21 protein-coding genes are annotated in these 21,521 nt (G+C 61.6%); 9 read left to right on the top strand and 12 right to left on the bottom strand.

From position 1 onward, the window contains the following. Positions 1-244 precede the first annotated feature (244 nt). From cueR to ACODTO_RS19485, 3 genes are all read right to left on the bottom strand, one after another. On the bottom strand, positions 245-658 hold the full coding sequence (cueR, locus tag ACODTO_RS19495; RefSeq protein ID WP_139646594.1) for a Cu(I)-responsive transcriptional regulator: 414 nt from the start codon (positions 656-658) through the stop codon (positions 245-247). After that, positions 655-3,048 carry a heavy metal translocating P-type ATPase gene (locus tag ACODTO_RS19490; protein WP_489106925.1) on the bottom strand — a complete coding sequence of 798 codons (2,394 nt, stop codon included), beginning with the start codon at positions 3,046-3,048 and terminating at the stop codon, positions 655-657. Before ACODTO_RS19490 ends, cueR begins: the two co-directional genes overlap by 4 nt. A gap of 195 nt (positions 3,049-3,243) precedes the next feature. Beyond that, positions 3,244-3,627, bottom strand: coding sequence for a hypothetical protein (locus ACODTO_RS19485; RefSeq protein WP_139646590.1), 384 nt, complete (start codon positions 3,625-3,627; stop codon positions 3,244-3,246). 149 nt (positions 3,628-3,776) lie between these two features. Between ACODTO_RS19485 and ACODTO_RS19480 the strand changes: the two genes are divergently transcribed. Beyond that, positions 3,777-3,974 (top strand): heavy-metal-associated domain-containing protein, encoded by a 198-nt coding sequence (locus ACODTO_RS19480; RefSeq protein ID WP_139646588.1) that lies wholly within the window; start codon positions 3,777-3,779, stop codon positions 3,972-3,974. Between the two features lie 93 nt (positions 3,975-4,067). After that, positions 4,068-5,270 carry a multidrug effflux MFS transporter gene (locus ACODTO_RS19475; protein ID WP_139646585.1) on the top strand — a complete coding sequence of 401 codons (1,203 nt, stop codon included), beginning with the start codon at positions 4,068-4,070 and terminating at the stop codon, positions 5,268-5,270. A gap of 1 nt (position 5,271) precedes the next feature. Here the strand turns inward: ACODTO_RS19475 and ACODTO_RS19470 are convergent, their stop codons facing one another. Then, positions 5,272-5,442 carry a hypothetical protein gene (locus tag ACODTO_RS19470; protein WP_167355722.1) on the bottom strand — a complete coding sequence of 57 codons (171 nt, stop codon included), beginning with the start codon at positions 5,440-5,442 and terminating at the stop codon, positions 5,272-5,274. A 178-nt stretch (positions 5,443-5,620) separates the two neighbouring features. Continuing rightward, entirely contained in the window at positions 5,621-6,634 is a 1,014-nt protein-coding gene (locus ACODTO_RS19465; RefSeq protein WP_139646583.1) for a zinc-binding alcohol dehydrogenase family protein, read from the bottom strand. Positions 6,635-6,748: 114 nt separating this feature from the next. Here ACODTO_RS19465 and ACODTO_RS19460 point away from each other — a divergent pair, with 114 nt between their 5' ends. From ACODTO_RS19460 to ACODTO_RS19450, 3 genes are all read left to right on the top strand, one after another. Next, the gene (locus tag ACODTO_RS19460; protein ID WP_489106924.1) at positions 6,749-7,678 is read left to right on the top strand and encodes a LysR family transcriptional regulator; all 930 of its coding nucleotides are present in this window, start codon (positions 6,749-6,751) and stop codon (positions 7,676-7,678) included. A gap of 266 nt (positions 7,679-7,944) precedes the next feature. Next, positions 7,945-8,679 (top strand): ArsR/SmtB family transcription factor, encoded by a 735-nt coding sequence (locus ACODTO_RS19455; protein ID WP_139646578.1) that lies wholly within the window; start codon positions 7,945-7,947, stop codon positions 8,677-8,679. 87 nt (positions 8,680-8,766) lie between these two features. Further along, complete coding sequence (locus ACODTO_RS19450) at positions 8,767-10,146, top strand: MFS transporter (RefSeq protein ID WP_489106923.1); 1,380 nt, start codon at positions 8,767-8,769, stop codon at positions 10,144-10,146. 118 nt (positions 10,147-10,264) lie between these two features. Here ACODTO_RS19450 and ACODTO_RS19445 read toward each other — a convergent pair whose 3' ends face one another. Next, on the bottom strand, positions 10,265-11,218 hold the full coding sequence (locus ACODTO_RS19445) for an adenosine deaminase (protein ID WP_489106922.1): 954 nt from the start codon (positions 11,216-11,218) through the stop codon (positions 10,265-10,267). Between the two features lie 211 nt (positions 11,219-11,429). On the opposite strand from ACODTO_RS19445, the gene ACODTO_RS19440 reads away from it, so the two are divergent. Then, positions 11,430-12,521, top strand: coding sequence for a calcium:cation antiporter (locus tag ACODTO_RS19440; RefSeq protein WP_175363065.1), 1,092 nt, complete (start codon positions 11,430-11,432; stop codon positions 12,519-12,521). 81 nt (positions 12,522-12,602) lie between these two features. Here ACODTO_RS19440 and ACODTO_RS19435 read toward each other — a convergent pair whose 3' ends face one another. The 3 genes from ACODTO_RS19435 to ACODTO_RS19425 form a co-directional block, all read right to left on the bottom strand. Then, complete coding sequence (locus tag ACODTO_RS19435; protein WP_489106921.1) at positions 12,603-13,961, bottom strand: 8-oxoguanine deaminase; 1,359 nt, start codon at positions 13,959-13,961, stop codon at positions 12,603-12,605. 245 nt (positions 13,962-14,206) lie between these two features. Continuing rightward, the gene (locus ACODTO_RS19430; protein ID WP_139646566.1) at positions 14,207-14,893 is read right to left on the bottom strand and encodes an SDR family oxidoreductase; all 687 of its coding nucleotides are present in this window, start codon (positions 14,891-14,893) and stop codon (positions 14,207-14,209) included. A gap of 23 nt (positions 14,894-14,916) precedes the next feature. Then, the gene (locus ACODTO_RS19425) at positions 14,917-15,267 is read right to left on the bottom strand and encodes a MerR family transcriptional regulator (protein WP_139646564.1); all 351 of its coding nucleotides are present in this window, start codon (positions 15,265-15,267) and stop codon (positions 14,917-14,919) included. Positions 15,268-15,347: 80 nt separating this feature from the next. Between ACODTO_RS19425 and ACODTO_RS19420 the strand changes: the two genes are divergently transcribed. Then, on the top strand, positions 15,348-15,791 hold the full coding sequence (locus ACODTO_RS19420) for a hypothetical protein (protein ID WP_489106920.1): 444 nt from the start codon (positions 15,348-15,350) through the stop codon (positions 15,789-15,791). A 303-nt stretch (positions 15,792-16,094) separates the two neighbouring features. On the opposite strand, the gene ACODTO_RS19415 is transcribed toward ACODTO_RS19420, so the two are convergent. From ACODTO_RS19415 to ACODTO_RS19405, 3 genes are all read right to left on the bottom strand, one after another. Beyond that, entirely contained in the window at positions 16,095-16,676 is a 582-nt protein-coding gene (locus ACODTO_RS19415) for an IMPACT family protein (RefSeq protein WP_139646559.1), read from the bottom strand. A 7-nt stretch (positions 16,677-16,683) separates the two neighbouring features. After that, a complete protein-coding gene (locus tag ACODTO_RS19410; protein WP_139646558.1) occupies positions 16,684-17,334 on the bottom strand; it encodes a TetR/AcrR family transcriptional regulator in 651 nt (216 codons plus the stop codon). Positions 17,335-17,428: 94 nt separating this feature from the next. Continuing rightward, positions 17,429-18,349, bottom strand: a complete 921-nt coding sequence (locus ACODTO_RS19405) for a LysR family transcriptional regulator (protein WP_139646556.1) — start codon at positions 18,347-18,349, stop codon at positions 17,429-17,431. 123 nt (positions 18,350-18,472) lie between these two features. Between ACODTO_RS19405 and aptA the strand changes: the two genes are divergently transcribed. Both aptA and ACODTO_RS19395 read left to right on the top strand, forming a co-directional pair. After that, positions 18,473-19,822, top strand: coding sequence for an omega-aminotransferase AptA (gene aptA / locus ACODTO_RS19400; protein WP_489106919.1), 1,350 nt, complete (start codon positions 18,473-18,475; stop codon positions 19,820-19,822). A 71-nt stretch (positions 19,823-19,893) separates the two neighbouring features. Continuing rightward, entirely contained in the window at positions 19,894-21,387 is a 1,494-nt protein-coding gene (locus ACODTO_RS19395; RefSeq protein ID WP_024779065.1) for a CoA-acylating methylmalonate-semialdehyde dehydrogenase, read from the top strand. Positions 21,388-21,521: the final 134 nt, after the last annotated feature.

The following is a 21,521-nucleotide window of genomic DNA, read 5'->3' as shown; positions in this document are numbered from 1 at the left end:
TGGCATGGATGTTGACTGTGCCGCCGTCTTCGCGAGCAGGCTCGCTCCCACCCTGATCTGGGGCTAGCACACCATCGATACTCACCACAGTCCCTTGTGGGAGCGAGCCTGCTCGCGATAGCGGTGGGTCAGCTTGCATGGGTGTTGACTGTGCCGCCGTCTTCGCGAGCAAGCCCGCTCCCACCCCGGATCTTGGGTGAATAGAACATCCGTGTTCACCGCCAATTCCTGTGGGAGCTGGGTGTCAGGCGTTGGCCGTTTCCTTGCAACACCCCGACGCCAGTTCCTTGAGGATCGGGCAGTCCGGGCGGTGGTCGCCGTGGCAGTGTTCCACCAGGTCCTGGAGGGTGTCGCGCAGTTCGGCCAGTTCGCGGATTTTCTGGTTCAGTTCGTCGATGTGTTGCCGGGCCAGGGCCTTGACGTCGGCGCTGGCCCGTTGCCGGTCCTGCCAGAGGGTCAGCAGCTTGCCGACCTCTTCCAGGGAAAAGCCCAGGTCCCGGGAGCGCTTGATGAAGGCCAGGGTGTGCAGGTCATCGGCGCCGTAGATCCGGTAGCCGCTGTCGGTGCGATGGGCCGCCTTGAGCAATCCGATGGATTCGTAGTACCGGATCATCTTCGCGCTCAGCCCGCTCTGGCGCGCCGCTTGGCCGATGTTCATCGTTTGTCCTCCAGGTGCTCGGGGGTCCAGAATTTCAACAATAACGCATTGCTCACCACGCTGACGCTCGACAGCGCCATGGCCGCGCCGGCCAGCACCGGGTTGAGCAGGCCGAAGGCCGCCAACGGGATGCCGATCAAGTTATAGACGAATGCCCAGAACAGATTCTGACGGATCTTGGCGTAGGTCTTGCGGCTGATGTCCAGTGCGGCCGGCACCAGTCGCGGGTCGCCGCGCATGAGGGTGATGCCGGCGGCGTGCATCGCCACGTCGGTGCCGCCACCCATGGCGATGCCGATGTCCGCGGCGGCCAGGGCCGGGGCGTCGTTGATACCGTCCCCGACCATCGCCACCACGGCGTTTTTCTTCAGTTCAAGGACAATGGCGGACTTGTCCCCTGGCAGCACTTCGGCGTGCACGTTGACGATCCCCAAGGCCTGGGACACCACCTGGGCGCTGCCCCGGTTGTCGCCAGTGAGCAAGTGGCTGGCGATGTGGCGCTCATCCAAGGCTTGCACGGTCGCGAGAGCGCCAGATTTGAGGGTGTCGCCGAAAGCGAACAGGCCCAGCACCCGCGGCGTCGCGCCTTGTTCAAGCAGCCAGGACAAGGTCCGGCCTTCAGCTTCCCAGGCCTGCGCCGATTCGGCCAGCGAACCGGCGTCCAGGTCCGACTCATCCAGCAGGCGCCGATTGCCCAGGGCCAGGCGGCGTCCATCGAGGTTGCCGGCAATGCCGCGTCCGGGCAGGGCCTGGCTGTCGCTGACATCCGGCACGTTCAGGCCATGCTCGGCGCAGGCATCCAGCACGGCTTTGGCGAGGGGGTGCTCACTGCCGCGTTGCAGGGCGCCGGCGATTTGCAACAGCCTGGCTTCGTCACCGTCCAGGGCTTTTGAATGAGCGATGCGCGGCGTGCCGGAGGTCAGGGTTCCGGTCTTGTCGAACACCACCGTATCCACTTCATGGGCGCGTTCCAGTGCCTCGGCGTCCTTGATCAGGATCCCGTGGCGCGCCGCCACGCCCGTGCCGGCCATGATCGCCGTGGGGGTCGCCAGGCCCAGGGCGCAGGGACAGGCGATCACCAGTACGGCGACGGCGTTGATCAGCGCGGTTTCCAGCGGCGCACCGTAAAGCCACCAGCCGATCAGCGTCGCCAAGGCCAGCATCAGCACCACCGGTACAAAGACCTGGCTGACTTTATCCACCAGTTTCTGGATTGGAGCCTTGGCCGCCTGGGCGTCTTCCACCAGGCGGATGATGCGCGCCAGGACTGTTTCGGCGCCGAGGGCCTGGGTACGCACCAGCAGGCGTCCTTCGCCGTTGATGGCGCCACCGGTGACCTTGTCGCCGGGCTGTTTGGGCACCGGCAGGCTCTCGCCGCTGATCAGCGCTTCGTCGGCGTGGCTCTGGCCCTCCAGCACTTCGCCGTCCACCGGGAAGCGCTCACCGGGCTTGACCAGCACCAGATCGTTTACGCGCAGGGCACTGATGGCGACATCCCTTTCCTCGCCATCGACCACCTGGGTCGCCCGCTCCGGCCGCAAGGCTTCGAGGGCGCGAATGGCGCTGGCGGTCTGGCGCTTGGCGCGGCTTTCCAGGTATTTGCCCAGCAAGACCAGGGCAATCACCACCGCCGACGCTTCGAAATACAGGTGCGGCATGCTGCCGGGGCGGGCAATGACCCATTCATACAGGCTCAAGCCGTAGCCGGCGCTGGTGCCCAGGGCCACCAGCAGGTCCATGTTGCCGGCCCCGGCCCGCACGGCTTTGAAGGCCGCGACATAGAAGCGCGCACCGAAGATGAATTGAACCGGTGTCGCGAGGGCGAACTGCGCCCAGGCCGGGAGCATCCAGTGCACACCCAGCGGTTGCAGCAGCATCGGCAGCACCAAGGGCACGGACAGCAGGATCGCCAGCGCCAGGATCAGGCGCTCACGATTCAGCCGATGGGGCTGAGTGTCATGGGGCTGCTCGGTCTGCCAGACGCTGGCTTCGTAGCCCGCGCGTTTCACCGCATCGATCAGGATTTGCGGATCGACCTGTCCGAGCAGTTCGAGGTGGGCCCGCTCATTGGCGAGGTTGACGCTGACGCGGTTAACGCCGGGGATTTTGCCCAGGGCGCGTTCGACTCGACCCACGCACGAGGCGCACGTCATCCCCCCGATGCTCAGCTCCAGGGTTTGGACAGGAACATGGTAGCCGGCTTGTTCAACGGCCTCTATCAAGGCTGGCAGGCTCTGCTCGGAGGCCTGGACTCGCGCCTGCTCGGTCGCCAGGTTCACACTGACGGCACGGGTTCCGGCGACTTTGCTCAAGGCCCGCTCGACCCGCCCGGCGCAGCTGGCGCAGGTCATGCCGGCAATCGGCAGGTCGAAAGTGGTGGATTCGGACATGGGTCGGGCTCCCTGTAGTGAATGACTACAGGATCAACCTTGCCATGCTGGTAAGGTCAAGCGCCAATCCAAAAGACCTTCGCTGATCCTTGTGGGAGCGAGCCTGCTCGCGATAGCGTTTTGTCAGGCAGCACGTTATTCACTGATATACCGCTATCGCGAGCAGGCTCGCTCCCACAAGGGATCCGGGTGAGGTCAGTAACCGAGCCCTGCCTGCTTGAGGTACATCCCTTGCTCATTCATGGCGATACGGTATTTCAGGATGTCACCGGCCCTGATCGTAATCTCCTGGGAACCCGGTGCGAGCATGCCCGGATTGCAACCCGGTGCCTGGCCAGGCAACAACTTCAGGCGCAAGGAGAACTGGCCCGGAGGCAAGTTGAAGGAGGTGCTGTCTTCCTGGAAGAGCCGGGCGGTGAGCTGATCCTGGATGTAGATGCCGATCTCGCAGGACGTCGACACTTCCAGTCGTTCCCGGGAAATGATCAGCACACCGTAATCTTCGCCGGCGGCCGATGCCTGGGGGGCCATCGCTGATAAACCTAACATGCAAAACAGGCTGAACGCTGACCAGCGCATGGCCGAACCTCCGGTGTGGAATCCTTGATAGTGGCAGCTTGGCCGAGCGCGACGGCAATTGCCAGCCCGGCAGTTTTTATCAGAACTTGACCTTGCCATGATGGCAAGCTTGAAACTGCCGGCAACGTCCATTCTCAAGGAGTCACCTGATGCAAACTTTCAATGTCCAGGGTATGTCCTGTGGTCACTGCGTCAAGGCCATCACCCAGGCTGTACAGACCAGGGATCCGGCCGCCGATGTACAGATCGACCTGGGCGCCAAGACCGTCCGGGTCCAGAGTTCGTTGCCGGCCAACACCCTGATCGAGGTTATCCAGGAAGAAGGCTACGAGGTCAGCCCCACTTGAATATTTTTAATCGTTAGCGACCTATCGGAATGTTCAAGAGCGCCCGGCAGGGCTAGACTGTCGGGCTGCTGACTGATGCCCGACGGACGCCCGATGAACCTTCGTACGATTCTGATTCTTGGCGCCTTGAGCGCTTTCGGTCCCTTGGCGATCGACTTCTACCTGCCTGCCTTCCCGGCCATGGCAACCGCCTTCGGCACGGACGAAAAACATATCCAACTGACCCTGGCCGCCTATTTCCTCGGGCTGTCCATCGGGCAACTGGCCTACGGGCCGGTGGCGGATCGCTTCGGGCGACGGATTCCACTGCTGGTCGGGGTCGGCTTGTTCACCCTGGCCTCCCTGGCCTGCGCCTACGCGCCGAGCCTTGAATGGCTGATCGGCGCACGCTTCGTACAGGCCCTGGGTGGATGTGCCGGGATGGTGATTTCCCGGGCCGTGGTCAGCGACAAATGCGATGCGGTAGGGTCGGCCAAGGTGTTCTCGCAGTTGATGCTGGTGATGGGCCTGGCGCCGATTCTCGCGCCGATGCTTGGCGGGTTGCTGGTGAACCTGTATGGCTGGCAATCGATTTTCATCGCCCTGACCCTGTTCAGCGCCATGGCGGCAACGGCCGTGGCCCTGTGGCTGCCCGAGAGCCTGCCGGCCCACGTACCTCGACCACCGCTGTCGGGGGCGTTGCGCCAGTACGGCAGGCTGCTGACCGACTCGGTTTTCCTGGGGCATGCCCTGACGGGCGGGATTGCCATCGCCGGGATGTTCGCTTACATCGCCGGCTCGCCTTTCGTGTTCATCAAGCTATATGGCGTACCGGCCGAACACTTCGGCTGGCTGTTCGGTACCAACGCGGCTGGCTTCATCCTGGTGGCGCAGGTCAACGCGCGGTTGTTGTCCAAGCGTGGCCCGGCTTTCCTGCTGAGCCGTGCAGTGTGGGTCTATTTCACGGCGGGGTTGTGCCTCCTGGCCGTCAGCGCCTTGCACCCCGAACGTCTATGGCCATTGCTGATTCCATTGTTCATCTGCATCGCCAGCCTGGGCTGCATTCTTCCCAACGCTTCCGCCTGCGCCATGAACGGGCAGGGTGCCCGGGCCGGCAGTGCCTCGGCGATGCTGGGAAGCCTGCAGTTTTCCGTGGCCGCCGGGGCCGCCGCGCTGGTGGCGGCATTGCATGACGGCACCGCGGTGCCCATGGCGATGGTCATCAGCCTGTGCGGACTGTTGGTGGTGAGCGCAGCCATGCTGACCCGCCGCCTGCAAAATGCCCGGGCGCTGGCACAAGCCAGCCGCCAGGGCTGATTCAGCAGGCCGCGCGTTGTTGCTGTTCGGGGAAGTGGTGCGGCGCATGGATGCGCGCTTGCAGCGTGGTAGCGAAGGCTTTGGCTTCGGCCTCGGTGCGGAAGGTGACGGCGTGCTGGTCAAGACGCACTTGCCATTGGGATTTTGCCACTTCTTTTATCAGGATCTTCATTGCTGACCTCCTCACGTAAAAGATTGCGTTGCAAAGGCCTCGAGTGTAGACCGGAATGCGATCGCAATTGTGACAATGGTCAACTCTCGGACTGACGGTCCGATCTTTTTTCAGTAACCGTTGTGGCGAGGGGATAAATCCCCTCGCCACAGGCTATCTCTTGAGCCTGAGTGCCAGGTCAGAAACCTTCGAGCACGATCTTGCCCTTGGCGGTCCCACTTTCCAGCAGCGCGTGAGCCCGGCGCAGGTTCTCGGCGTTGATGGTGCCGAAATGCTCGCCAACGGTGGTCTTCAAGGTGCCGGCGTCAATCAGTTCGGCAACCCGGTTGAGCAGGTTGTGTTGCTCGATCATGTCGGCCGTCTCGAACAGCGAGCGGGTGTACATGAACTCCCAATGCAAGGACAGGCTCTTGCGCTTGAGCTTGGTCACGTCCAGGGACTTGGGATCATCGATCAGTGCCAGTTTGCCTTGGGGCGCCAGGGCCTCGACCAACTGATCCAGGTGCTGGTCGGTCTGGGTCAGGCTGGCGACGTGAGTGACCTGGGGCTGACCTGCTTCCTTCATGACCACGCTCAGTGGTCGGCTGTGGTCGATCACCAGGTCGGCGCCCAGGCTTCGCACCCAATCCTGCGTCTGCGGACGGGAAGCGGTGCCGATGACTTTCAGCGCGGTGAGCTGGCTGGCCAATTGGGTCAGGATCGAGCCTACGCCGCCGGCGGCGCCGACGATCAACAGGCTCTGGTCCGAAGCGTCCTGGCTTTCCTGGATCTGCAGCCGCTCGAACAACAGCTCCCAGGCGGTAATGGCGGTCAGTGGCAATGCGGCCGCTTCGGCGAAACCGAGGGTCTTGGGCATGTGGCCGACAATGCGCTCATCCACGACATGCAGTTCGCTGTTGCCACCCGCGCGCGCAATGGAGCCGGCATAGAACACTTTGTCACCGGCCTTGAACAGGGAGACTTCGCTGCCCACTGCCTTGACCACGCCGGCCACGTCCCAACCCAGCACTTTGGCTGCGCCGCCTTCAGGCTGGACGTTCTGACGGACCTTGGTGTCTACCGGGTTGACCGAAATGGCTTTGACTTCTACCAACAGGTCGCGCGGACCGGCGACGGGCTCCGGTAATTCGACATCCTGCAGCGATTGCGGGTCGGTGATCGGCAAGGAGTGGTAGTAGGCGATGGCTTTCATGAAACGGGCTCCGTGAGGTGAGTTCGATGGCATCCATGTTTAGCTATTTATCACCGCGATAAAACCCGCTAAAAGAACAGGCTCTTTCAATATTTTTTTGATAATGGAGTCGCCATGCTTCGATTCGATGATCTGCAGCTGTTTGTCCGGGCGGCAGATCTGGGCAGTCTTTCTGCCGCTGCCAGGGTCATGGATCTGTCGGCGGCGGTGGCCAGTGCCGCGTTGAAACGGATCGAGCAGCACCTCGGTGCCCGCCTGCTGGCGCGCTCCACCCGCAGTCTGCGCCTGACCGCCGAAGGAGAAGGCTTTCTCGAATATGCCCGGGCGGCGTTGGGCAGTCTGGATGAGGGGCGACGGCTGTTGACCCGCGGGCAGGACCAGGTCAGCGGTGTCTTGCAGTTGTCCGCGCCGTCAGACCTGGGACGCAACCTGCTGCTGCCCTGGCTGGATGACTTCCAGCGCGAGCACCCCCGGCTTACGGTGCGGCTGTTGTTGGGCGACCGCATTGCCGACTTGTTCAAGCAGCCGGTGGATATCGCGCTGCGTTACGGCGATCCGGAGGATTCGAGCCTGGTGGCCTTGCCTGTCGCGGCGGACAACCGTCGGGTGCTGTGTGCCTCGCCGGATTATCTGGCCCGTCATGGAGAACCCCATCAGCTTGAGCAACTGGCTCAACACAATTGCCTGTCGTACATGCTCGGCACCCGGGTTCATGACCGCTGGTGCTTTCATGACGGCAAGCGGGAAGTGAGCCTCACCGTCAGCGGTGACCGCTTCAGTGACGATGCCGATGTGGTGCGGCGCTGGGCAGTGGCCGGTGCTGGAATTGCCTACAAGTCGTGGATGGACGTGTCGACCGATGTGCTGGCCGGACGTTTGAAGATCCTTTTACCGCACCTGCACTGCGAGCGAGCGCCGCTCAATCTGTTGTGCGCTCATCGGGCGCAGTTGAGCAAGCCCGTCAAGCTGTTGCGGGAGATGCTCCAGGCCCGTTGTGGTGAATTGACGGCGCAATTTCCGCTCTCGACGGCAGTCGGCCAATAGTCGCGGGTAAATAGAGAATTTTCCCTCACGAACAATCGCCTCCAAAGGTTTCCGGAGGACAGGAAAGCTTGATCTGCACGCTTATACTAGCGGCCGCCTGAATCGGCGCGGCATCGCGTACGGCTGCAAGACCGGCTTGAAGCCCACTGTCCCGTCGATGCATCGATGCCGCCCGTTCCGGTGGTCGAGCCGCTTTTGGGCGGCGCCTCATGACGGGTGACTATGCCCAAGAGCAGTAGACGAATGATTCAACAGGGAGTGAATACATGGAACATGCACCTTGCATCAGCCAGATCGCCACGCTGCTGGCCGACCCCAAGCGCAGCTCAATGATGTGGGCCTTGATGGACGGCACGGCCCGGCAGGCTGAAGAACTGGCCTTGCTGGCCGGGTTATCGCCATCCTCGGCCAGCGCCCATCTGGGACGCCTGTCCGCCGGTGGCCTGTTGAAAGTGGAAGCCAGGGGGCGCAAGCGGTTTTTCCGTCTTGCCGCGCCGGAGATCGGCGCGGCTGTCGAAGCGCTGGCCAGCGCGACCCTGGCCAGTGCACCACGGCAGATTCCGGATGTCTTCAAGCGCGGCGTCATATCGAACAAGGCGCCGTCGGCCCCCGCCTCGTTGTTGCGAGCCCGGCTCTGCGACGATCACCTGGGCGGCACCCTGGCGGCCGATCTGTACCAGCGCCTGTTGGACGCCGGGTGGATCGAACAATGCGAGCAGCGGGTGATCGTCACCCACAAAGGCGCAAGCCAGTTGGCCGGGCGAGGGTTGTTCATCCAGGCCCTGGCCCATCGCAATGCCCGCATCGCCTGCGCGTGCCCGGATTGGAGCGAGCGCCGCCCGCACCTGGGGGGCGCGCTGGGGGCTGCCTTGCTGCAACTGTTCATGCAGTCTGGCTGGCTGAACCTGCCCAACGACTCGCGGGCCTTGCAGGTAACCGTGCTCGGCCAGCAGGAAATCCATCGATTCGCCCGGCAGGATTCATTGGAAATGGCGCTCTAGGCCTGTCGACAGGTCGCATTCAGCAATAGCCACCCGCAAGGTTCGCGCACACTCGCCCGAGAAACTATCGGACTGGGGGGATGCAACATGGACAATCACGGGTACAGCGCGGCCGAACGCCTGGAGCGGCTGCCCATCAGCGGCTATCACCGGGTCATCTTCATCATTATCGCCCTGGCGTTCTTCTTCGACTCCATGGACCTGGCGATGATGACGTTCCTGCTCGGCTCGATCAAAACCGAGTTTGGCCTGAGCACGGCCCAGGCAGGTCTGCTGGCCAGCTCCAGCTTTTTCGGCATGGTGGTGGGCGCTTCGCTGTCGGGCATGCTGGCGGATCGGTTCGGACGTAAACCGGTGTTCCAATGGAGCATTGTGCTGTGGGGTGTCGCCAGTTATCTGTGCTCCACGGCCCAGGACGTCGAGACACTGACGCTGTTTCGCATCCTGCTGGGTATCGGCATGGGCATGGAGTTTCCGATTGCCCAGTCGATGCTTTCGGAACTGATCCCGGCCAAGCGTCGGGGCCGTTACATCGCCTTGATGGACGGGTTCTGGCCGCTGGGCTTCGTCGCGGCGGGCGTGCTCTCGTATTTCCTGCTGCCGGTAGTCGGCTGGCGTGACATCTTCCTGGTCCTGGCCGTACCGGCGGTGTTTGTCCTGGCTATTCGTTTCTTTATCCCCGAGTCACCGCGTTGGCTGGAGCAGGCCGGGAGGAATGACGAGGCGGATGCCGTGCTGCGCCGGATCGAAGACAAGGTCCGGGCCTCGCTGGGGAGCCAGCACCTGCCGGAGCCGGTTCGCCTGCCGAGGCTGGCGACTACGCCGGGCACGTTCTTTTCGGCGCTGGGACAGATCTGGTCGCCGTTGTATCGCCAACGCACGATGATGATCTGGAGCGTCTGGTTCTTTGCCTTGCTCGGCTTCTACGGGCTGACGTCCTGGCTCAGCGCGTTGTTGCAGCAGTCGGGGTTTGCCGTGACCCAGTCGGTCTATTACACCGTGCTGATTTCCCTGGGCGGGATTCCCGGTTTCCTGATGGCTGCCTGGCTGGTGGAGCGCTGGGGCCGTAAGCCGGTGTGTGTCATCACCCTGTTGGGTGGCGGCGCGATGGCCTTTCTATATGGGCAGAGCGCGGTGTTCGGCGGCAACGTCGGGCTGCTGATCGGTAGCGGATTGCTGATGCAGTTTTTCCTCTTCGGCATGTGGGCGGTGCTCTACACCTACACACCGGAGCTGTATTCCACCTCGGCACGGGCAACGGGTTCGGGTTTCGCCTCGGCGATTGGTCGCATCGGTTCGTTGCTGGGGCCTCTGGTGACCGGGCTGGTATTTCCCATCACCGGGCAAGGCGGCGTGTTTGGCCTGGGCGCACTGTGCTTCGCGGTGGCGGCTGGCGTGGTCTGGTTGTTTGGGATGGAGACGCGGGGCAAGACGCTGGAGGAGTTGAGCGAAGGCGTGGGCGGTTAAACACCATCCCCTTGTGGGAGCGAGCCTGCTCGCGATAGCGGTGGGTCGGTGGACACTTGTCACACTGACATACCGAAATCGCGGGCAGGCTCGCTCCCACAGGGATAGTTGATGAAAGCTAAGGCTTCACCAACCGCGCATCCAGGCTGTTCTGGGCCAAGCGTTTGGCCTGGTCCTGGGTCATGCCCAGGTGGGTGTGCAGGGCGTGGAAGTTTTCGGTGACGTAGCCGCCGAAGTACGCCGGGTCGTCGGAGTTCACCGTCACCTTCACACCGCGTTCGAGCATGTCGAGGATGTTGTGCTGCGACATGTCGTCGAACACGCACAGCTTGATGTTGGACAACGGGCATACCGTCAACGGGATCTGCTCGTCGATGATCCGCTGCATCAGTCGCTCGTCTTCGATGGCCCGGACACCGTGATCGATGCGCTGGATCTTCAGCAGGTCCAGGGCTTCCCAGATGTATTCGGGTGGACCTTCTTCGCCGGCGTGGGCGACGGTCAGGAAACCTTCGTTGCGGGCCCGGTCGAACACCCGCTGGAACTTGCTGGGCGGATGGCCCATTTCCGAACTGTCCAGGCCGACGGCGACAAAGGCATCGCGGAACGGCAGCGCCTGGTCGAGGGTTTTCTCGGCCTGTTCTTCGCTCAGGTGGCGCAGGAAGCTCAGGATCAGGCCGCTGGTGATGCCCAGTTGCTGTTCTCCGTCCTTGAGGGCGGCGGCGATGCCGTTGAGGACCACCTCGAACGGAATGCCGCGGTCGGTGTGAGTCTGAGGGTCGAAGAACGGTTCGGTGTGGATCACGTTCTGCGCCTTGCAACGCAACAGGTAGGCCCAGGTCAGGTCGTAGAAATCCTGGGAGGTGCGCAACACGTCGGCGCCCTGGTAATACAGGTCGAGGAATTCCTGCAGATTGTTGAAGGCGTAGGCCTTGCGCAAGGTGTCGACGTCGTTCCACGGCAGGGCGATTTTGTTGCGCTCGGCCAGGGCGAACAGCAGCTCGGGCTCCAGCGAACCTTCCAGGTGCAGGTGCAGTTCTGCCTTGGGCAGGGCGTTCAGCCAGTCGTACATGTGCTTTTCTCATCAGTGAATCGATGGTGGGCATTCTACAGGGGCTGACCGCAATGTCTGGAAAAACCTGACCGGCCGATCCACTGTGGAAGCAGAACCGGCCCGCGAAGAGCCCTGGGCCGATCCATAAGGGGACGTCACAGCAGACGAAACGTTCACGGCCCCCTACAGTCTAGTAGGTCATACCCCCGTGCACGGTTATAGGCCTGTGATGTTCACATTGATCAAGCAAGAAAAGCTGCTGGTGCTGGCCCTGCTCGCCGCCGTAGTCGCCTACCCGCTGGAGCACTGGCTGTTGGGCAGTGGGCAGGTCGTGGCGTTGGTCGGTGGCTTGCTGCTGATTGGCTTCATCGTCGCGGCCTCGATGCGCGTGGCTCATCACGCCGAGTTGCTGGCGGAAAAAGTCGGCGATCCTTACGGCACGATGATCCTGACCCTGTCGGCAGTGTTGGTCGAGGTGGTGATCCTGGCGATCATGATGAGCAACGAAGCATCGCCGACCCTGGTGCGCGATACGATCTATTCGGCGGTGATGCTCGACATCAATGGCATTCTCGGGCTTGCCGCGCTGATGGGCGGGCTCAAACATGGCGAGCAGGTCTACAACGATGATTCGGCGCGCAGCTACAGCGTGATGATCCTCACCGCCATGGGCGTATCGATGGTGGTGCCGGAGTTCATTCCCCAGGAACACTGGAAGCAATATTCGGCGTTCACCATTGGCGCGATGCTCGTGCTGTATACGCTGTTCCTGCGTATGCAGGTGGGTCCCCACAGTTACTTTTTCAGCTACAGCTATCCGGAAAAACGTCGCCGCAAAGAGCCGGTGGAGACCGAGCCGAAGCCCATCAGCCTGGCGTTTTCCATCGGTGCGCTGGTGTTTGGCGTGGTAGTGATCGGTGCGCTGGCCGAAGTCATGTCCAAGGCCATCGACCTGGGGCTGGAGGGCTCGGGAGCGCCGCCGGTGGTCACGGCCATTCTGGTGGCGGCCATCTCTGCGGCACCGGAGATTCTCACCGCCCTGCGCGCCGCCCTCGCCAATCGCATGCAGTCGGTGGTGAACATCGCGCTGGGGGCGTCGCTGTCGACGGTGATCCTGACGGTGCCGGTGATGGAAGCCATGGCGCTTTACACCGGTCAGCCTTTCCAGATGGCCATGACGCCGGTGCAGACGGTGATGATCTTCATCACCCTGATCGTCAGCGCGATCAATCTCAATGACGGCGAGACCAATGCCATTGAAGGCATGACCCACTTCGTGCTGTTTGCGACGTTTATCATGTTGTCGCTGCTCGGCCTTTAGAAGCGCATCGCGGGCAAGCCTTGCTCCCACAGATGTGTCCTGATACCTGTGGGAGCAAGGCTTGCCCGCGATAGCATCCGATCAGACGCCCGCGATCAATTCCCGCGCCGCCTGGCTGTGATCGGCGATCAAGCCTTTCAAATCCAAGCCTTCGACCTGACCGTCGATGACCCGCCATTGCCCCCCGACCATCACCCGATCCGCTCGATCCGCGCCGCACAACAACAGTGCTGAAACCGGATCGTGGCTGCCGGAGAAGCGCAGTTCATCGAGCTTGAACAGCGCCAGATCGGCCTGTTTGCCGACTGCCAACTCGCCGATGTCGCTGCGCCCAAGCAATGTTGCCGAGCCCTGAGTGGCCCAGCCCAGTGTCCGTTCCGGTGTGATCGCTTGCGCGCCATAGCGCAGGCGTTGGATGTACAGCGCCTGGCGGGTTTCGAGGATCATGTTCGAGGCATCGTTGGAGGCCGAGCCGTCCACGCCGAGGCCCAGCGGGGCACCGGCGGCAGTCAGTTCGAGGGTGGGGCAAATGCCCGAGGCCAGGCGCATGTTGGAGCTTGGGCAATGACAGATACCGGTGCCGGCAGCGCCGAGGCGGGCGATCTCCTCGGGGTTGAAGTGAATGCCGTGGGCCAGCCAGGTACGCGGACCGAGCCAGCCGACGCTGTCCAGGTAGTCCACGGTGCGCAAGCCGAAGCGTTGCAGGCAGAAATCTTCTTCGTCGAGGGTTTCGGCCAGGTGGGTGTGCAGGCGGACGTCCAGTTGATTTGCCAGAGCGGCGCTGGCCTGCATGATTTCGGGGGTGACCGAAAACGGCGAGCAGGGTGCCAGGGCTATCTGGATCTGCGCACCGTCGCCGCGTTCATGGTAGCGGTCGATCAACCGCTGGCTATCGTCGAGAATCACCTGGCCTTGCTGCACGGTCTGCTGTGGCGGCAGGCCGCCGTCGGCTTCGCCCAGGCTCATGGAGCCGCGGGTCAGCATCGCTCGCATGCCCAGTTCACGCACGCTTTGCACCTGTACATCGATGGCATCTTCCAGGCCTTCGGGAAACAGGTAATGGTGATCGGCCGCCGTGGTGCAGCCCGACAGGAGCAGTTCGGCCAGGGCCACTTTGGTCGCCAAGGCGAGTTTTTCCGGCGTCAGCCGCGCCCAGACCGGGTAGAGGGTTTTCAACCATGGGAACAGCGGCTGGTTCACCACCGGTGCCCAGGCACGGGTCAGGGTCTGGTAGAAGTGGTGATGGGTGTTGATCAGCCCGGGAAGAATTACATGCTCACGGGCGTCGAAGACATGATCACAGGGTTGGGCGGGGCGCTGGCCGACACCCAGCAGTTCGACGATCACGCCGTCCTGCAGGACCAGGCCGCCACGGGCGTCGAGGCTATTGGCGGTGAATACGGCAAGGGGATTTTTTAACCAGGTACGGGTCGCAGGCATGGTGGCCGGCTCCTCTGAAAGTGGGTTCAGGTTAGCCAGCTCAGTGATGCCCTGTCTGCTGATCCAGGGTCGCCTTGGGGGCGAGGTGCAGAGTTTACTCAGGTTGCGGCGCACATATCCAGTGCTCCAATTGAGTTCAAATGTGGGAGCGAGCCTGCTCGCGAAGGCGATGTATCAGTCGACAGGGCGGTTGAATGACACTCCGCTTTCGCGAGCAGGCTCGCTCCCACAGGTTGTGCGTGGAATTACCAGGGAATCGTCTCACCCTTGTAGTTGACGAAGTGATGCCCACCCCGGCCGGCAAAGGCATTGACCTGGTCGATCAAGCCGCGAGTACTGGTTTCGACATCGATGTCCGCTCCTTCACCCCCCATGTCGGTCTTCACCCAGCCCGGATGCAGCGACAGGACGGTCAATGTCTGGTCGCCCAGTTGGGTGACGAAGCTGTTGGTCATGGAATTGAGGGCCGCCTTGCTTGCCTTGTACAGCGCCAGTTCCGGCGCGTCGGGCATGGTCACGCTGCCCAGCACCGAACTCATGAACGCCAACACGCCGCTGCCGTCGCGGATCTGTCCGACGAATCGCTGAGCCAGGTTGATCGGCGCCACCGCGTTGGTGAAGAACAACTGGCCGACCTCGGCCAGGGTCGCGCCGTCGGGAGCCTGGTTATCGGGGCCTTTGACACCGGCGTTGACGAATAGCAGGTCGAAGGTTTCGCCCTTGAGTTGTTGGCTCAAGGCAATGACGGCTTGCTGGTCGCCCATGTCGAGTTTCTCGATCCGTACCGGGCCCAGCGCCTTCAATGCCTCTGCGTTCTGCAAGTTGCGCACGGTGGCGATCACGTTCCAGCCATCGCTCAGCAATGTCTTCACCAGGCCAAGGCCCAAGCCCCGGGAGGCGCCGATGATCAATGCGTTTTTTGCCGAATTCATGGAAGGTATCCTTGAAAGAAGGGTCACGGATTTAATGGACAGCGTCGCCCGAGCCGTTGTTTCAGCTCATGACGCAACGCGTCGAGTTCGGTCATGCGGGTTTCGATCAGGTTCAGTTTGTTCAGCAGCAGCTGAGCCACGGCGTGGTCCGGGTCGGGTGCCTGCTGCACGGAGGCGACGCTGCTGCCAATCTCGCCGAGGGTAAAGCCCAGGCGTTGGGCTGTCTTGATATAGAGCACCAGTTGCACCATGTCTTCGGGGTAGTCGCGATACCCATTGGCGCTGCGTCCCGCCGCAATCAGCCCGAGCTGCTCATAGAAGCGCAGCGTGTCGCGGCTGACGGCACAGGCCTGGGCTAGTTCACCGATCCGCATGGCAATCTCCAGAAAGCTTGACCTTGGAGCATACCCCAGGCTTTAGTCTTTTTGCTCCTTGATTAGATGGAGCAATGCCTATGTGGACTTCACCGCAATATCGTCGCGTGGTGCTCGGTAGCGCCTGGTACGACCTGATCGTAACCGCAGCGTTTGCCACGCCATGGAGTTTCGCCGCCCTGCACGGCTGGTTGCTGGGTGTGACCCAAATGCTCGACCTGCCTGGCGAGCTGCCAACGTTTGCGCCTATGCATCTGTTGATGGCCAATCTGCTGGGCTCGATCGTTTGCATATGGGCGGTGCTGCGGATTCGGGATCCGCGCCCCCTGTATGGGCGGTATGACGCGGCAGGGCGGTTCCTGTTTGCGTCCTGGATGTTTTACGCGCTGCTGCACGGCGCCAGTGCGCTGGTGTGGATATTTCTGTTCCTCGAGCTGGTGTGGGGTGTTGTCCAACTGTTACCCGTGCGTGGCGAGAACACGGGCTCAAGCTGGAAGCGTGATCAGTCGTTAACGAATGGTTAAAAAATGAACAAGCGCCTGGGAGCCATGCTCTTCTTGGGGTCGCGTGAGCCATGAACGGGTTATCCACAGCTTGCTCCACAGTTATTGTGCGCAAGCCGCAAACTCGGGCATAAGCGCGGGGCGACTTTCTTCCAAAGGTGATAACTCGCTGCAAGCGTTTGTTTTGCTGGCTTATTTAGCCGACAGGCGAGGCTTTGGACGAAAAATGAACAACCCCCGCAAAGCCGCATGACAGAAGGGTTACAGGCGGATGTGCTCAGGTTATCCACAGCCGGGTGCACAGCAGGTGTGGGCAAATAAAGGTTAACGCTCCAGCAGGATCCGGCCGCGACTCAAATCGGCCAGTTGCTTTTGCAGCGTATCGATCTGACCTTCACCCACCGCCAACTGCAATTCCACGCCGTTGGCGGTAAACCCTTCCGTATTGACCAGGCCACCGCACTCGGCAACCCGCAGTTTCACCAGGGGCAGTTCCGCGAACCCGCAAGTGCAATGCAGGGGCACGCGACTGATCAGTTCCAGCTTCTCGGCACTTTGCAGGCACTTGTTCGCACCACCGCCATAGGCCCGGGCCAGTCCGCCGGTCCCCAGCTGGATACCGCCATACCAGCGGATCACCAGCACTACGACCTGGTCACAGGCTTGGGCTTCAATGGCCGCCAGGATCGGGCGTCCGGCGGTGCCCCCCGGTTCGCCATCGTCGTTGCTGCGGTATTGATCTCCCAGCTTCCAGGCCCAGCAGTTGTGCGTGGCGTTCAGGTCGCTGTGCTGTTCGATAAAGGCCTGGGCATCGGCGGGGCTGGTGATGGGGGCGGCGAAGGTGATGAAGCGGCTTTTACGAATTTCTTCGCGGTATTCGCAAAAGCCAACGAGAGTAAAAGGCATGAGCGTCTTAGAGGGTGGGTGTCAGGCCGCAGCCTTTGAGAATGATGCGGATCAGGTTGTCGCCAGCATCGATCATGTCTTGCTTGCTCAATTTGCTGCGACCGGTCACGCGGCAGATCTGGGTGGCGAAGTCGGCGTAATGCTGGGTGCTGCCCCAGAGCAGGAAGATCAGGTGCACTGGGTCGATCGGGTCCATCTTGCCAGCGTCGATCCAGGCCTGGAACACCGCCGCGCGGCCGTTGAACCAGGCGCGGTAGTCCTGGTTGAAGTACTCGGTCAGGCACTCGCCGCCACTGATCACTTCCATGGCGAAGATCCGCGACGCCTGGGGTTGGCGACGGGAAAACTCCATCTTGGCGCGGATATAGCGAGTCAACGCCTCGGCCGGGTCATCCTCGGCGGTGAGGGTGTTGAAGGTGCTGTCCCACAACTCGATGATGTTGCTCAGCACCGCCACGTATAGCCCGAGCTTGTTGGTGAAGTAATAGTGCAGGTTCGCCTTGGGCAGCCCGGCGTTCAGCGCGATGGTATTCATGCTGGTGCCTTTGAATCCGTGACGAGCGAATTCATCTTCAGCAGCCTTGAGGATGGTCTCTTCGTTCTTCTGACGAATGCGGCCAGTGGGCTTGCCACCGTGTGCTGGGACTTCAAAGGTCATGGACGTTTCCGGGCTGGGTCTGTGGGCAAGCAAATGCGTTGATAGCGCACCGGCACCGATCCGACAAGTGCTGTTGCCACAAAAGGCGAATGCACTAGCGAGTCGCGGCCAGACTCTCGAGAAAACTCTCCAGCACCAGATGAGGACGACGGCCCTTGCGCGTTACCGAAGCCAGGCTCAGGTCATAGAATCGCGTCGTGGGTTTCAGGGCTCGTAATCGGCCTTGCTGGACCCAGAGGTTGGCGTAGTGATCCGGCAGGTAGCCGATGTAGCGACCGGTGAGAATCAGGAATGCCATGCCTTCGCGGTCCGATGCACTGGCGGTGCAGTTGAGCGCCTGGTAATGGGCCTGGATGTCGACCGGCAGGCGAAAGGTGGGGGCGATGGCGTCCTGGCTGTTGAGGCGGGTTTCGTCGAGCTGCAAGTCGTCCACATAAAACAGGGGATGTCCGACCGCGCAATACAACAATGAGCGTTCGCTGTAGAGCGGCTGGTACTCCAGCCCGGAAAGGGCGCTGGCCTGAGGGACCACGCCGACGTGCAGGCGGCCGTCGAGAACACCTTGTTCGACTTCATTGGGGGCGATCATGCGAATCTGGATTTGCACGTCGGGCCCGCGCTCCTTCAATTGAGCCAGGGCATGGGTGATGCGCATGTGGGGGAGGGTGACGAGATTGTCGGTCAGGCCGATGTTCAGTTCGCCGCGCAAGTGTTGATGCAGGCCGTTGACCTCGGTGCGAAAACTTTCCAGCGCGCTGAGCAGTTGCAGGGCCGACTGATAGACCTCACGACCTTCTTCCGTCAGTGAGAACCCCGCGCGTCCACGCTGACACAGACGCAGGCCCAGGCGCTGTTCAAGATCGCTCATCTGTTGGCTGATGGCCGAGCGGCCGATACCCAGCACCGTTTCTGCTGCGGAGAATCCCCCACATTCCACTACGCTACGAAAGATGCGCAGCAGACGAATATCGAAGTCGCTGACCTGGGCCAGTGGATCGGGGCGGCGAGCACTCATAGTTTAGTGGTCCACTGACTGAACGTTAGAAAAGTTGGATTTCACCGACTTTATCGTCGTGGCAACTTAGCCGCAACTAGGCTTTCCGCCCCGATACCGTTCATATCTTGCGAGGTTTTGTCGATGAACATGCCCGAACACGCGGCCAGTTCCCTGGCCAGTCAGCTCAAGCTCGATGCCCACTGGATGCCTTATACCGCCAACCGCAACTTCCAGCGCGACCCGCGTCTGATCGTCGGCGCCGAAGGCAGCTGGCTGGTCGATGAACATGGGCGCAAGGTGTATGACTCGCTGTCGGGGTTGTGGACCTGCGGGGCCGGACACACTCGCAAGGAAATCCAGGACGCGGTCGCCAAACAGCTGGGCACCCTCGATTACTCGCCGGGCTTCCAGTATGGCCATCCGCTGTCGTTCCAACTGGCGGAAAAAATCACCAGCCTGACGCCAGGCAACCTCAATCATGTGTTCTTCACCGACTCCGGTTCCGAGTGCGCCGATACGGCGGTGAAGATGGTGCGCGCCTACTGGCGTCTCAAGGGCCAGGCCACCAAGACCAAAATGATCGGCCGTGCTCGCGGCTACCATGGCGTGAACATCGCCGGGACCAGCCTGGGCGGCGTGAGTGGCAACCGCAAACTGTTCGGCCAGGCGATGGCGGACGTCGATCATCTGCCTCATACCTTGTTGACGAGCAATGCCTATTCCCGTGGCATGCCGAAGGAAGGTGGTATTGCCTTGGCCGACGAGTTGCTGAAGCTGATCGAACTGCACGACGCTTCCAACATCGCGGCCGTCTTCGTTGAACCGATGGCCGGGTCCGCCGGTGTACTGGTTCCGCCTGAGGGCTATCTCAAGCGTCTGCGGCAGATTTGCGACCAGCACAATATCCTGCTGGTATTCGACGAAGTAATCACCGGTTTCGGCCGCACGGGTTCGATGTTCGGTGCAGACAGTTTCGGCGTGGCACCTGACTTGATGTGTATCGCCAAGCAAGTCACCAACGGTGCGATTCCCATGGGGGCAGTCATTGCCAGCACCGAGATCTACCAGACTTTCATGAACCAGCCGACGCCTGAGTACGCGGTGGAATTTCCTCACGGCTATACCTATTCGGCGCACCCGGTGGCGTGCGCGGCGGGGCTGGCGGCGCTGGATCTGCTGCAGAAGGAAAACCTGGTGCAGAGCGTGGCCGAAGTCGCGCCACATTTCGAGAAGGTTCTGCATGGGATCAAAGGTGCGAAGAACGTGATCGACATCCGCAACTTTGGCCTGGCCGGCGCGATCCAGATCGCACCGCGAGACGGCGATGCGATCGTCCGTCCGTTCGAGGCCGGCATGGCGTTGTGGAAGGCCGGATTCTATGTGCGCTTCGGTGGCGACACGCTGCAGTTCGGACCAACGTTCAACAGCAAGCCACAGGATCTGGATCGTCTGTTCGACGCGGTCGGTGAAGTGTTGAACAAGCTCGACTGACTGCCTCCCTATCATCTTCAACAACAGGCGTCCGGTCGCGGGCGCCTGTGGATAAAAATTCTGGAGTCCCCATGAGTCTCATCCCGCATCTGATCAATGGCGAACTGATAAGCGACAACACGCGTACAGCGGACGTTTTCAATCCGTCCACTGGCCAGGCCATCCACAAGGTGTCGCTGGCCGATCGCGCGACCGTGCAACAGGCCATCGATGCCGCCACCGCAGCGTTCCCGGCCTGGCGCAAGACACCGGCGGCCAAGCGTGCCCAGGTGATGTTTCGTTTCAAACAGTTGCTGGAGCAGAACGAGTCGCGTATTGCGCAAATGATCAGCGAGGAGCACGGCAAGACCCTGGAGGATGCCGCCGGTGAGCTCAAACGGGGTATCGAGAACGTCGAGTTCGCCTGTGCGGCTCCGGAAGTCCTGAAGGGTGAATACAGCCGCAACGTAGGGCCGAACATCGATGCCTGGTCGGATTTCCAGCCGTTGGGCGTCGTGGCGGGTATTACCCCGTTCAACTTCCCGGCGATGGTTCCACTGTGGATGTATCCGCTGGCGATCGTTTGCGGCAACTGCTTCATTCTCAAGCCATCCGAGCGTGACCCGAGCTCGACACTGCTGATTGCACAATTGCTGCTGGAAGCCGGATTGCCCGAGGGCGTGTTGAGTGTCGTGCATGGTGACAAGGTTGCCGTGGATGCGCTGATCGAGGCGCCGGAAGTGAAGGCGCTGAGTTTTGTCGGCTCGACACCGATTGCCGAATACATCTACGCCGAGGGGACCCGTCGCGGTAAACGCGTCCAGGCATTGGGCGGGGCGAAGAACCATGCGGTGCTGATGCCGGATGCCGATCTGGACAACGCAGTCAACGCGTTGATGGGGGCGGCCTATGGTTCATGCGGCGAACGTTGCATGGCGATTTCGGTGGCTGTCTGTGTGGGCGATCAGGTAGCGGATGCGCTGGTAGCCAAGCTGGTGCCGCAGATCCAGGCGTTGAAAATCGGTGCCGGTACTTCTTGCGGTCTGGACATGGGGCCGTTGGTGACCGGTCAGCATCGCGACAAGGTCAGCGGCTATATAGAAGACGGTGTTTCGGCGGGTGCTTCGCTGGTAGTCGATGGCCGTGGCTTGAGCGTGGCGGGTCACGAAGACGGTTTCTTCCTGGGGGGTTGCCTGTTCGATCGTGTGACGCCGCAGATGCGCATCTATAAAGAAGAGATCTTTGGCCCAGTACTGTGCATTGTCCGGGTCAACAGCCTGGAGGAGGCCATGCAACTGATCAACGATCACGAGTATGGCAACGGCACCTGCATCTTCACCCGCGATGGCGAAGCGGCGCGGTTGTTCTGCGACGAGATTGAAGTGGGCATGGTGGGCGTCAACGTACCGCTGCCTGTACCTGTGGCTTATCACAGCTTTGGCGGTTGGAAGCGTTCGTTGTTTGGCGACCTGCACGCCTACGGCCCGGATGGCGTGCGCTTCTATACCCGTCGCAAGGCCATTACCCAGCGCTGGCCACAACGCGCCAGCCATGAAGCTTCGCAGTTCGCGTTTCCCAGTTTGTAATGGATAAACAAAGAGGCCGGCGCTTAAGCGCCGGCCTCTTTGTTTATGGGGGTTTTTGAGCGATATGACAGAAACATGAAAATAGGTGTTGACGGCAGATTCTGAGTCTCTATAATTCGCCCCACTTCCGGCGC

The organism is Pseudomonas sp. FG13, from assembly GCF_057809755.1.
Note: the sequence above shows the minus strand (reverse complement) of the source record. Positions and strands in the feature narration are given on the sequence as shown.